The organism is Sphingomonas sp. LC-1 (genome assembly GCF_025371035.1).
GTDB classification, from domain to species: domain Bacteria; phylum Pseudomonadota; class Alphaproteobacteria; order Sphingomonadales; family Sphingomonadaceae; genus Sphingomonas; species Sphingomonas sanguinis_E.
The window spans coordinates 99,017-110,864 of record NZ_JANZXB010000011.1 but is presented as its reverse complement, the minus strand read 5'-3'; the positions used below and the strand labels follow the sequence as shown (position 1 = coordinate 110,864).

The window sequence follows — 11,848 nt, the reverse complement described above, 5'->3', positions numbered from 1 at the left end:
TTGTGAGGCGTATTGATGCAGGGTTCTGGCGGAAGAGGTGGGATTCGAACCCACGGATGGCTTGCACCATCGCCGGTTTTCAAGACCGGTGCCTTAAACCGCTCGGCCACTCTTCCGGGATCGGCGCGGGAGGTGCGTGTACGTCAAGCGCGCCGGCAAATCCACCATGGATTGTGCGAGTTTCTGCGGAATGCAGCCGGCGGCTCCGCGCGGTTGATCGTGCCATGGCTGCGGTGATGCGAGGTTCCTGCAAACGCCCCGCTATGGCAAACAGGCGTCATGTGGGGGACGATTACCCGGCGTGTGATGCGCCTCGGCTTATTCTCGGGTCTGGCGCTGCTGACGCTCGGTGGCACCGGCGCGCAGGCGCAGGATGAAGCCGGCTTTCAAAGCTATCTTCAACAGTTTCGCGGTACCGCGTTAGGGCAGGGGGTCAGCCGCGCCACGCTGGACTCGGTGCTGCCCACGCTGACGCTCAATTCGCGTGTGATCGAACTGGATCGGCGACAGCCGGGCGGCCCGGCCAATAGCGGCTTTAGTCCCTTTGCCCCCTATAAGGCCGTGCATGTCGATGCGGCGCGGATCGGTCGCGGTCGAAGCAAGTATCTCGCGCAGCGGCCCCGCCTGTCGCGGATCGAGCGCGAGACGGGCGTGCCCGAATCGATCATGGTCGCGATCTGGGGGCATGAGACCAATTACGGTTCCTATACCGGCAATTTCGATCTGATCCGCTCGCTGGCGAGCCTGGCCTATGAGGGTCGCCGTCGTCCGCTGTTCGAGGGCGAATTCATCGCTGCGCTCAAGATGATGGACCGGGGCGTCACCCGCGATCAGTTGAAGGGCAGCTGGGCCGGGGCGACCGGCAATCCCCAATTCCTGCCCTCCATCTATCTGCGCCTGGGCCGCGATGGCGACGGTGATGGTCGCGTGGACATATGGAATAGCGAGGCGGATACGCTGGCCTCGATTGGCAATTACTTCGTCAATGCCGGATGGCGTGCGGGGCAGCCCTGGGGCTTTGCGGTCACCGTTCCGGCCGGGTTCGACCAGTCGATGGTACGCAACCGGCTGGTCAGCCCACGCTGCCCGCGCGTGTTCGAACGGCATAGCGGATGGCGGACCATGGCGGAGTGGCGCGCGATGGGCATCGTACCGCAGGGTGCCGCCTGGCCCGACGACCGGGTGCTTGCGACGCTGATGGAGCCGGACGGGCAGGGGGCGACCGCCTATCTGCTGACCGGCAATTACCGGGTCATCCTGGATTACAACTGCTCCAACTTCTACGCTTTGTCGGTGGGGTTGCTGGCCGATGCGATTGCGGGTTGAGGCGATCGTCCTGATCGTCGCGGCCCTGACCGCGACCCCGGTAGCGGCGAAGACCGAAGAGCCGACCGCGCCGCGTTATGGCCGTTATGACGCCACCGGGCGGGCGAGCTGGTATGGGCATGAACTGGCGGGGCGGCGGACCGCGACGGGGCGGCGTTTCGATCCCGACGACGTGATGATCGCGCATCGCACCCTGCCGCTCGAATCGATGGTCGAGGTGACCGATGTGGATACCGGGCGCACCATCGTCGCACGGGTCGGGGATCGTGGCCCGGGCCGAGCCGATCGGGTGGCCGACCTGTCGCTGGGCGCGGCCCGGCTGCTGGGTACCAATAAGCGGGCGGTGGCGCATATCAGGCTGCGGGCCCTGACGCCCGGCGGCGACGCCCCCGGCCTGATCCTGGCCGGGGCCAGTGCGGTGGCGCCGGTCGCTCGCCCGATCGCGCTCGATCCGCATGCCCAATATCGCGTACAGATTGCCAGCTTCGCCAGTCATGACCGTGCCCAGGCCCTGGCGCGGCGCTTCGACGCGCAACTCCGCCCGGCTGGGCGGGTATGGCGGGTGGAACGCAGTGGAATGACGCCTGAATCCGCCAAAGCGCTGCGTGACGCGGCGGCCCGGGCGGGTTATGACGACGCCCGCATCCTGCTTCAGGATTGACCTCTCCCCGCCCTTTGGTCACGGAACACGCATGAAGACCCTGTTCGTATCCTTCGCCGCCCCGCTCGCTCTCGTCGCGCTGGCCCACCCCTCGATCGCGGCCGCTCCGCAGTTCGAGACGACCGCCCCCGTCGCCTTCATGAAGGACCTGTCCTCGGGTGCGATCCTGTTTCAGCGTGATGCAGACCGCCGGATGCCGCCCGCATCGATGGCGAAGATGATGACGGTCTATGTCGCCTTCGACCTGGTGAAGAAGGGCCAGTTGAAGCTGAACGACATGGTCACCGTCCAGCCGGAGACCTGGGCCAAGTGGCATGGGCCCCAGGCGGGGTCGACCATGTTCCTGTCGCCCGGCGAGCAGGTCAGCGTCGCCAACCTGTTGTACGGCATCGTCACCCTGTCGGGCAATGACGCCTGTGTCGTTCTGGCCGAGCACATTGCGGGAACCGAGCCGAACTTCGTCGAGCGGATGAACCGCACCGCCAAGCAGATCGGCCTGAACAACAGCCATTTCGGCACGTCGAACGGCTGGCCGGACGGCGGCGTCACCTATGTCACCGCGCGCGACCTGGCCGATCTGGCCGAGCATACGATCCAGGACTTCCCGCAGCTCTACAAGCAATTCTACTCGCGCCGGGATTTCACCTGGGGCAAGACGATGGGCGGGAATGCCATCACCCAGGCCAATCGCGATCCGTTGCTGGGCCGCGTCGCCGGGGCCGATGGCCTGAAGACGGGCCATACCGAGGAGGCCGGGTTCGGCTTCACCGGCTCCGCCGAGCAGAATGGCCGCCGACTGGTGATGGTCGTTGCGGGACTGAACAGCTTCAACGCGCGGTCGGAAGAGTCGGTCAAGTTCATGAACTGGGGCTTCCGCGCATGGCAGGCCAAGCCGGTCGTGGCAAAGGGCAAGAAGGTCGCCGATGCCGAGGTTCAGATGGGATCGTCGAGCAGCGTCGGCCTGATCGCGCCGCAGCAGCTGACCGTGACGCTGCCTGCTGGCCTCGATCCGCAATTGAGCGCGAAGGTCGTCTATCAAGGCCCGATCAAGGCGCCGATCAAGGCGGGCCAGCATATCGCCGACCTCGTCATCAGTTCGCCCGACATGCCGGCGCAGCGGCTGGCGCTGGTTGCGGACAAGGATGTCAGCGAAGCGGGCTTTTTCGGTCGCGCCTGGGCCGGGCTGACCTCGATCTTCGGCTGAGCCGATGACCCTGCCGGTCGGCAATGACGCGGGCCAGGCCGCCTTTGCCGCCGCGCTGGGCGGCGCCAAGCTTCACCATGCCTGGCTGATCGCCGGGCCGGAAGGTGTCGGTAAGGCGAGCTTCGCGCGGGCGGCGGCGGCGCGTCTGCTCGCGCGGGGCGGCGGGGCGGGGGACTTGCCCCCCGGCCTGGCCGTGCCCGAGGATCACCCCACGGCCAAGTTGATCGCGGCGGGCTCGCATCCCGACTTTCGCGTCCTGTCGCGGCTGCCCAAGGATGCGGACAAGCCCGATCAAGATCTCGCGCGCTCGATCAGCATCGCGCAGGTCCGCACGCTACAACCCATGTTCGCGACCGCGCCCGCCATGGGCCCGGCGCGTGTCGTCCTGATCGATGCGATCGACGATCTGGAACGTGGCGGGGCCAATGCGCTGCTCAAGAATCTGGAGGAGCCGCCCGCGGGCACGGTGTTCCTGCTGGTCAGCCATGCGCCGGGGCGGTTGCTCCCCACCATCCGGTCGCGCTGTCGTTTGCTGCGCTTCGAACGGCTGAGCGATGCGGACGTCGCGCGGGTGTTGCGGATGCAGCTCCCCGAGGCGGATGAGGGCGAGATCGCCGCCCTGGTCGCGGTGGCGGATGGTGCGCCGGGGCGGGCGCTGCGCTTTGCCGGGTTGAATATCGCCGGGCTGGACAGCGCGATCGCACGGATCGCGGAAACGGGTGATCCCGGCAATGCGGAGCGGGTGAAGCTGGCCAAGGCATTGGCGGGCAAAGCTGCGCAGGCCCGCTATGAGGCGTTTCTTGACCGGGTGCCCGCCTTCATCGCAGAGCGCGCACGCGGGCGGTCGGGGCCGGGGTTGAAGGTGGCGCTGGACGCCTATGCCGCCGCGCAGGATCTTGCAGGTGCGGCGCGGGGCCTGTCACTGGATGCGCAGGGCACGGTGTTCGAAATGGCGGGGATCGTCGCGACGTTGCGGTGAGGGCTTTGGGCGATGGCGGGGCGTGGGCTTCGACTTCGCCAAGCCTGAACGGCCTGGGTGGAGCAGGATTCCCTAACCCCGCTCAGCCTGAGCGAAGTCGAAGGCCACGCCCCACCGCCAACCAAACAGCCCCTTACAGACCCACCCGCTCGAAATGCCCGGGCGCGAAGCCGTCGATCGCCAGGGCGGCAATCCTTTCGGCCACCACTTCCGGCGTTTTCACCGAGGCAGGGTCCTCACCCGGATAAGCCTTAGCGCGCATCTGAGTCCGGGTCGCGCCGGGGTCGACGATGGCGGCACGGATCGCGCTAATCTCGGACGTTTCGTCGCCATAGGCGCCGAGCAGCGTTTCGAACGCCGCCTTGGACGCGCCATAAGCGCCCCAATATGCGCGCGGCTTGCGCCCGACCGAGGAGGTGACGCCGATGACCCGCGCGCCGCTCGAGCGGCGCAGCATCGGGTCGAAGGCGGAAATCATCGCTGCCTGCGCGCTGACGTTCAGGGTCAGGACGCGTGCGAACTCCTTGGGATCGATCGCGGGCACGGCGGCCAGTGAGCCCAGCATCGCAGCATTCAGGACCATCACGTCCAGCGCCTGCCAGCGCTCGCCAATCGCGGCGGCTAGGCGTCCGATCGAGTCATTTTCCGCCAGGTCGAGCGGGGCGATCGTTGCCGAACCACCGGCGTCGAAGATCCTCTCCTCGACCTCCTCCAATCCCTTGGGCGTTCGCGCGGTCAGGACGACATGGGCTCCTTCCGCCGCCAGCGCGATGGCGGTGGCCGCACCGATGCCCCGGCTGGCCCCGGTGACCAGGGCCAACTTACCCGACAGCGCACCGGCCATCAGGCGACCCGCTCGGCCAGCAGCTGAAACTGATCGACCGGCGCGGTTTCGTCGTGGTCGGTCAGGGTGGTGGGGTAGTCGCCAGTGAAACAGGCGTCGCAATAGCTAGGGGTTTCACCGCGCGCGGCGTTCAGCGCCTTGTAGAGTCCCTCGATCGACACGAAGGACAGGCTGTCGGCATGGATGAAGTCGGTCATCCCGCCCAGGTCCAGCTTGGCCGCGAGCAGCTTGGCGCGCTCGGGCGTGTCGACGCCGTAGAAGCAGCTATGCCGGGTGGGCGGGCTGGCGATGCGCATATGCACTTCGGCCGCGCCCGCTTCGCGCATCATCTGCACGATCTTGAGGCTGGTGGTGCCGCGCACGATCGAATCGTCGATCAGCACGACCTTCTTGCCCTGGATCAGCGCGCGGTTCGCGTTGTGCTTCAACTTGACGCCCAGGTGACGGACCTTGTCCCCTGGCTGGATGAAGGTTCGGCCGACATAGTGCGAGCGGATGATGCCCAACTCGAACGGAATGCCCGACTGCTGGGCATAGCCGATCGCGGCGGGCACGCCCGAATCGGGAACCGGGATGACCAGGTCGGCATCGACCGGTGCCTCGATCGCCAGCTGCGCGCCGATTTCCTTGCGGACCGAATAGACCGACTGATCGCCCGCGATCGAATCGGGGCGGCTGAAATAGACCCATTCGAAGATGCAGGGGCGCGGCGCCACCGACTGGAAGGGGTGGATCGAGCGAATTTCGGTGCCCTGCACGATGACCAACTCGCCCGGCTCGACCGCACGCTCGAAGGTCGCGCCGCACACGTCCAACGCCACGGTCTCGGATGCGAAGATCACCGAGCCGTCCAGGCGACCCATGACCAGCGGCCGGATGCCCAACGGATCGCGGCAGGCGATCATGCCCTCCGGCGTCATCACGATCAGCGAATAGGCGCCCTCGACCTGCTTCAGCGCGTCGATGAACCGATCGAGCAGGGTGCGATAGTTGGAAGTCGCGACCAAATGGATGATCGTCTCGGTATCGCTGGTCGACTGGAAGATCGAACCGCGACGCACGAGCTCGCGACGCAGCTTCATCGCATTGGAGATATTGCCGTTATGCGCGATGGCGAAGCCGCCGGTCGACAGATCGGCATAAAGCGGCTGGACGTTGCGCAGCGCGGTTTCGCCCGTGGTCGAGTAGCGGACATGGCCGCAGGCGACATCGCCCGGCAGGCCGCGGATCACATCGTCACGATCGAAATTGCCCGCGACATGCCCCATGGCGCGGTGCGTATGGAACAGCGTGCCATCGAAGCTGGTGATGCCCGCGGCTTCCTGCCCGCGATGCTGGAGCGCGTGAAGGCCCAGCGCGGTCAGTGCCGCCGCGCCGGTGGCGCCGGACACGCCGAAAATACCGCATTCCTCGCGGAGTTTGTCGTCGTCGAAGGGGTTGGTGGTCAGCATGGGAGAGGCGCTCGCAACGTTCGCAACTAAGGGGCAGACGGGGCGCATATAGGAATGTGATCTGCGTTTGTCGCCTGTTTGTCATCATCCACGGGATCATTTTCGCAGACCCTGCGTTTCGGGCCCCGATATAGGAGAAGCCATATGGCGCGCGATCATGGGGCCCAGATCAAGGATGACGGGCTGTACGAGGAACTGCGCAAGCAGGGCCAATCCAAGGAAAAGGCCGCTCGCATCGCCAACGCGAAAGCGAAGGGCAGTCTGGATCACCGAGCCACCCATCTCGAAGATCGCACCAAGGACGACCTGATGAAGGAAGCTCGAAAGATCGGTATCGAAGGCCGATCGAAGATGAGCAAGGACGATCTTATCAAGGCGATTCGCGATCACGGGTGATTGGCGGCTTGCACCGTGCGCAAAGATGACTCGCGCCCGATAGCCGGTTAAAGGCGGGGCTATGGCAGATCACCGCGACACCGGGCTGACGCTCGACCCGAAATTCGATGCAAATGGCTTGCTCACCGCCATCGCCACCGACAGGGCGAGCGGCGAAATTCTCATGGTCGCGCATATGAACCAAGAAGCGCTGTCGGCGACACGGGACACCGGAGAAGCGCATTTTTGGTCGCGCAGTCGCGGGCGTTTATGGAAGAAGGGCGAAAGCTCGAACAATGTCCTGCGCGTCGTGGAGATGCGGATCGATTGCGATCAGGATGCGATCTGGCTGATCTGCGAGCCGGCGGGCCCGGCTTGTCATACCGGGCGGCGCAGTTGCTTTTATCGGCGGATCGACGGCGACGGCCTGGCCCCGGTGGCGTGATCAGACGCTGGGGGATCGTCCTGCTGGCGGGATGGACGGCGGCCTGCAGTCAGGGCGTGGGAAGCGGCGACAATGCGGCGGGCGAACGGTTGGAGGCGGCGGGCATTGCTGCCGGTCTCGTCGCCGACCCCGCTGCCGCACCGCTCGACGGCATCTGGTCGCGCGACACAGACCGGATGTGCATCCTGCCCAAGTCCGGCGGGGCGGCGGCGGATCGACAGATCGGCGTGATGCTCGATTATGGCGAGGGGCAGGGGTGTACCGCGCGTGGTACGCTCCACCGGTCCGGCCCTGCCTTGGAGATCGCCCTGGGAGCGTGCCGCTTCACCGCCCGCTTCGATGGCGAAACCATTCAGTTCCCGGCGGCTTTGCCCAATGCGTGCAATGCCTTGTGCACCGGCAGGGCCAGCCTGTCGGCCCTCGCCGTCGAACGGATCAGCGCCTCGATGGCCGAAGCGCAGGCGCTTCACGGCGTGGACGGCGACCGTCTGTGCGATAGCTGAGCGGGTCGATTGACGTTCACGTAAACGGCATATAGCGTCGCGCCATGTCGACCCCCGTTGCTCCTGCAGCCATTCCCCCCCGTGGCGATCGCGACGATTATTCCATTACACAGCTCTGCACGGAATTCGGCGTCACGGCGCGGGCGCTTCGCTTTTATGAGGATGAAGGGCTGATCGCGCCCGAGCGGCGGGGGACGCAGCGTATCTATTCGCAGCGCGATCGCGCCCGGCTTGCCTGGATATTGCGGGGCAAGCGGGTGGGGTTCAGTCTGGCGGATATTCGCGAGATGATCGACCTCTATGACCTGGGCGATGACCGCCGCCAGCAGCGTGAAGTCACGATCGCTCGCTGCACCGCCAAGATCGAGGCCTTGCAGGCGCAGAAGCGGGACATCGACGCGGCAATCGCTGAGTTGACCGAGTTCGTCGCGGTCGTCGAATCGCACCGCGACTGACGAACCGCGAATCAGGGCTGTTTGGACTCGGCGGGCGGCGCGCTGGCCCGGCGGACGCCGCCCAGTTCACCCGGGGCGGTGGGGGTGGCAGTTGCCTGTGGCGTGGGGGTGGGCAGGGGATTGGGCGGCATGACCGTCATCACCTGCCGCTTCATGCAACGCGGCCCGCGCATCGCGGGATAGAGCGTACAATTCCACAGCGTGCGTTCGAGACCAGCCGCCGTATCGCGCAGATAGCTGAAGGCCATCATGTCCATCTGCCCCGTCGTCAGCGGCACCGAGTTGGGCTTCGCGCCTCCTTCTCGCCAGGCCATGACGGTGCAATGCTTGCGCTCCGCGCACAATTTCAGCGCGAAAGCGGCAAACCCCTCGGGCAACAGTCCGGCAGGAAGCGTCACGAGGAACATGTCCGGGTCGCTTGCCAGCGGTCCGGTCGTGCCCGCCGCCACGGCGCCTTCGGCAAGCGCTGCGCCAGCCTCGTCGCTGGCCTCTGCTCCGGCCCTGTGCGCCGGCGAGAAGGGGGCGATCGAAGAGATGATCGGCTCGTCGGCCAGTTGATGGCGGTTAAAGGCCGGCGGCGTTCCCCACCAGCCTGACCAGCGGAAGAACAAATGGCTGCCGACCCGCGCCACCTTGTCCAGGCTCGCCTGCCAATAGGGAACGACCCAATCGGTATGGTAATGGGTGGCGTGTCCGACCGGCCGGAAGACCTTGCCATTCAAGGCCATGGCGGCGATTTCGCGCGCGCGGGCCCAGGCGGCTTCGGGCGGTTGCCACTTGGTCAGCGCGCCATCGCAACTGAAGGTGAACTGGCACCCGGTCGAGCGTTCCTGTCCCTCGAACACCACGCCGCAAACCGTCTTGGGGAAGGCGGGATGGCGCAGTCGGTTCAGGATGACCTGGGCCACCGCCTGTTCGCCCTTCGCATCATCACCCGCCTCGTACAGCACCCCGGCCGCGAGGCAATCTAGCGCGCGCGCCTTGTCTTCCGCCGTTCCGCGAAAGACGAAAGGACGCGCCGCCGGATTGGGGTCGGTCGAAAAGGGGACGCCTTCGTTATAGGCGCGCGCCTCGTCCGGGGGCATGTCGACAAAGGCGACGGGCTCGACCGGGGGAAGCTCGGCGGGCGGGACCACGCGCTGCGCGTGTGCCGCCCGGTGGGACGACACGCGAGAGGCTTGGGGAATGGCGGGCGCGTTCGCCACGAGCAAAGCCGGTACGACGCTGGCCGTACCGGCGATGGCGAACAGGGCCGCGCGGATGCCGCCGCGCGGCTTGGCGAGATCGCTCACTGTTCGGGCAGGAAGTCCGGCACCGACAGATAACGCTCGCCCGTGTCATAGTTGAAGCCGAGCACGCGGACACCTTCGGGCAGGTCGGGCAGCTTCTGCAGGATCGCGGCAAGCGTCGCGCCGGACGAGATGCCGACGAGGATGCCTTCCTCGGTGGCGGAACGACGCGCCATGTCCTTGGCGACATTGGCATCGACCTCGATCACACCGTCGATCGCCTGGGTGTGGAGATTGGCGGGGATGAAGCCTGCGCCGATCCCCTGGATCGGGTGCGGGCCGGGGGCGCCACCCTGGATGACCGGCGAGGCGGCGGGCTCGACCGCATAGACCTTCAGTTGCGGCCATTCCTTCTTCAGCGTTTCGGCGACGCCGGTGATGTGGCCGCCGGTGCCGACCCCAGTGATGATGACGTCGATCGGCAAATCGCGAAAGTCGTTCAGGATTTCCTGCGCTGTGGTGCGGACGTGCACGTCGATGTTCGCGGGGTTCTCGAACTGCTGGGGCATCCACGCGCCGGGCGTGTCGCGCACCAGTTCCAGCGCCCGCTCGATCGCGCCCTTCATGCCTTTCTCACGCGGGGTCAGGTCGAAGGTCGCGCCATAGGCCAGCATCAGGCGGCGGCGCTCGATCGACATGGATTCGGGCATGACGAGGATCAGCTTATAGCCCTTTACCGCCGCGACCATCGCCAGGCCTACGCCCGTATTGCCGCTGGTCGGCTCGACGATGGTCCCGCCGGGCTTCAATTCGCCCTTGGCCTCGGCCGCCTCGATCATCGCGAGGGCGATTCGGTCCTTGATCGATCCGCCGGGGTTGGAGCGTTCGGACTTGATCCAGACTTCCGATCCAGGGAACAGCCGCTGGAGCTTGATATGTGGCGTGTTGCCGATCGTTTCCAGGATGGTGTTGGCCTTCATGGCTTGGCTTCTCCGTGGGTTGGTTCGGTTGCAAGGATTTCAGGCGGATCAAAGGTTCGCGCGCGTCGGAGTTCCGGGAACAGCCGCGACCAGAGCAGCGTGACGCCGATCGCCCCCAGTCCGCCGAACACCACCGCGCCGACGGGGCCGAGGATCGAGGCCATCACCCCACTCTCGAACTCGCCCAATTCGTTGGAGGCGGAAATGGTGAGTTGCGACACCGCGCTCACCCGCCCGCGCATCGCGTCGGGGGTATGGAGCTGGATCAGCGACTGGCGGACATAGACCGACACCATGTCCGCGCCGCCCGCGCAGATCAGCGCGGCGAGGCTGAGCAGGAAGGCGGGGTGGACGAACAGGTTCAGCCCGCCCAGCGCCACCGTTCCGCTCTGGAGCCCCAGGGCGCCGGTCACATTGCTGGCGATGCCGAAGGTCAGGATCGACAGGCCGAAGACCACGACCGCAACCAGCATCTTGACCCCGACATTGCTGGTCATCGGCTTGAACGAAAACCAGATCGCCGTGGTCGCCGCCCCGATGCCCATGCCCGCCGCCAGCACGCCCAAGCCCTGCGATCCGACATGCAATATGTCGCGCGCATAGACCGGCAGCAGCGATGTCGCACCCGCCAGCAGTACCGCGAACAGGTCGAGCGTGATCGCCGCCTGCACAAGCCGGTTGCGGCGGACATAGCTGAACCCCTCGACGATTCGGGTCAGCGGTCGGCGGTCGGTTTGCGCGGGCGGCTGCGGAACAGGGCCGATCAGGAAGATGCAAAACAGCGCGACCCCGAACAGCAAGGTGGCGATGCCATAAGCAAATTCGGGATGGATCGCATAGAGAAGCCCGCCGACGCTCGGACCGGCGATGGTGCCCACCTGCCACGCGATCGAGCTGACCGCGATGGCGGTCGGCAGGCTTTCGCGCGGCACCAGATTGGGGGCGAGCGCCGAATAGGCGGGCCCCGAAAAGGCACGCGCGATGCCGAAGGCCACGGCGGCGGTGAACAGCGCCCCCAGGGTCAGATGCCCGGACCAAGTCAGGAACCAGAGGCTTGCAGCGGCCAGGACCAATAGCGCCGTCGTCGCCCGCACGATCCACCGCCGGTCGACGCTGTCGGCGACCAGACCGGTGATCGGGGTCAGCAGGAACAGCGGCACGAACTGCGCGAAACCGATCATGCCGAGCATGAAGGCGGCCTGCCGCACGTCCATCGTTTCGCGCGCCAGATTGTAAACCTGCCACCCGATGACGATCGACATGGCGGATACCGCGATGGTCCCGGTGAACCGCGACAGCCAGTGACTGCGGAAATTGGCGATGCGAAACGGGTGTTTGGGTCTATCCATAATCGACGGGCGTTGTAGGCTGCGGTGCGCCGACAAGGCAACCGATA

General features: G+C 66.2%; 13 protein-coding genes and 1 tRNA gene. 8 read left to right on the top strand and 6 right to left on the bottom strand.

Annotated features, from left to right (window positions below; genetic code table 11):
- Window positions 1–26: 26 nt before the first annotated feature.
- Window positions 27–116, bottom strand: a tRNA-Ser gene (locus NZL82_RS15360).
- A 190-nt stretch (window positions 117–306) separates the two neighbouring features.
- On the opposite strand from NZL82_RS15360, the gene NZL82_RS15355 reads away from it, so the two are divergent.
- Genes NZL82_RS15355 through NZL82_RS15340 form a run of 4 tightly spaced genes read left to right on the top strand, consistent with a single transcriptional unit; the run spans window position 307 to window position 4,170 of the window.
- On the top strand, window positions 307–1,326 hold the full coding sequence (locus NZL82_RS15355; protein WP_261270622.1) for a lytic transglycosylase domain-containing protein: 1,020 nt from the start codon (window positions 307–309) through the stop codon (window positions 1,324–1,326).
- Window positions 1,310–1,987: a septal ring lytic transglycosylase RlpA family protein gene (locus NZL82_RS15350; protein ID WP_261270621.1), complete on the top strand. Its 678-nt coding sequence runs from the start codon at window positions 1,310–1,312 to the stop codon at window positions 1,985–1,987. Before NZL82_RS15355 ends, NZL82_RS15350 begins: the two co-directional genes overlap by 17 nt.
- A 31-nt stretch (window positions 1,988–2,018) precedes the next feature.
- Window positions 2,019–3,191, top strand: a complete 1,173-nt coding sequence (locus NZL82_RS15345) for a D-alanyl-D-alanine carboxypeptidase family protein (protein ID WP_261270620.1) — start codon at window positions 2,019–2,021, stop codon at window positions 3,189–3,191.
- A gap of 4 nt (window positions 3,192–3,195) precedes the next feature.
- Complete coding sequence (locus NZL82_RS15340; protein WP_261270619.1) at window positions 3,196–4,170, top strand: AAA family ATPase; 975 nt, start codon at window positions 3,196–3,198, stop codon at window positions 4,168–4,170.
- 133 nt (window positions 4,171–4,303) lie between these two features.
- Here NZL82_RS15340 and NZL82_RS15335 read toward each other — a convergent pair whose 3' ends face one another.
- Together NZL82_RS15335 and purF are read right to left on the bottom strand one after the other, a co-directional pair.
- Entirely contained in the window at window positions 4,304–5,014 is a 711-nt protein-coding gene (locus tag NZL82_RS15335; protein WP_261270618.1) for an SDR family NAD(P)-dependent oxidoreductase, read from the bottom strand.
- Window positions 5,014–6,465 (bottom strand): amidophosphoribosyltransferase, encoded by a 1,452-nt coding sequence (gene purF / locus NZL82_RS15330; protein ID WP_261270617.1) that lies wholly within the window; start codon window positions 6,463–6,465, stop codon window positions 5,014–5,016. Before purF ends, NZL82_RS15335 begins: the two co-directional genes overlap by 1 nt.
- Before the next feature lie 144 nt (window positions 6,466–6,609).
- On the opposite strand from purF, the gene NZL82_RS15325 reads away from it, so the two are divergent.
- The 4 genes from NZL82_RS15325 to NZL82_RS15310 all read left to right on the top strand — a co-directional run bounded on the left by NZL82_RS15325 (window position 6,610) and on the right by NZL82_RS15310 (window position 8,243).
- Complete coding sequence (locus NZL82_RS15325; RefSeq protein WP_261270616.1) at window positions 6,610–6,861, top strand: Rho termination factor N-terminal domain-containing protein; 252 nt, start codon at window positions 6,610–6,612, stop codon at window positions 6,859–6,861.
- A 61-nt stretch (window positions 6,862–6,922) separates the two neighbouring features.
- The gene (gene hisI, locus NZL82_RS15320; RefSeq protein ID WP_261270615.1) at window positions 6,923–7,285 is read left to right on the top strand and encodes a phosphoribosyl-AMP cyclohydrolase; all 363 of its coding nucleotides are present in this window, start codon (window positions 6,923–6,925) and stop codon (window positions 7,283–7,285) included.
- Window positions 7,282–7,788 carry a hypothetical protein gene (locus NZL82_RS15315; protein WP_261270614.1) on the top strand — a complete coding sequence of 169 codons (507 nt, stop codon included), beginning with the start codon at window positions 7,282–7,284 and terminating at the stop codon, window positions 7,786–7,788. The genes hisI and NZL82_RS15315 overlap by 4 nt, the downstream gene beginning before the upstream one ends.
- 44 nt (window positions 7,789–7,832) lie before the next feature.
- Complete coding sequence (locus tag NZL82_RS15310; RefSeq protein ID WP_261270613.1) at window positions 7,833–8,243, top strand: MerR family DNA-binding transcriptional regulator; 411 nt, start codon at window positions 7,833–7,835, stop codon at window positions 8,241–8,243.
- An 11-nt stretch (window positions 8,244–8,254) separates the two neighbouring features.
- Here the strand turns inward: NZL82_RS15310 and NZL82_RS15305 are convergent, their stop codons facing one another.
- Genes NZL82_RS15305 through NZL82_RS15295 form a run of 3 tightly spaced genes read right to left on the bottom strand, consistent with a single transcriptional unit; the run spans window position 8,255 to window position 11,801 of the window.
- Window positions 8,255–9,535 carry a cell wall hydrolase gene (locus NZL82_RS15305; RefSeq protein ID WP_261270612.1) on the bottom strand — a complete coding sequence of 427 codons (1,281 nt, stop codon included), beginning with the start codon at window positions 9,533–9,535 and terminating at the stop codon, window positions 8,255–8,257.
- On the bottom strand, window positions 9,532–10,452 hold the full coding sequence (gene cysK / locus NZL82_RS15300; RefSeq protein ID WP_261270611.1) for a cysteine synthase A: 921 nt from the start codon (window positions 10,450–10,452) through the stop codon (window positions 9,532–9,534). The genes NZL82_RS15305 and cysK overlap by 4 nt, the downstream gene beginning before the upstream one ends.
- Entirely contained in the window at window positions 10,449–11,801 is a 1,353-nt protein-coding gene (locus NZL82_RS15295) for an MFS transporter (protein WP_261270610.1), read from the bottom strand. Before NZL82_RS15295 ends, cysK begins: the two co-directional genes overlap by 4 nt.
- Window positions 11,802–11,848: the final 47 nt, after the last annotated feature.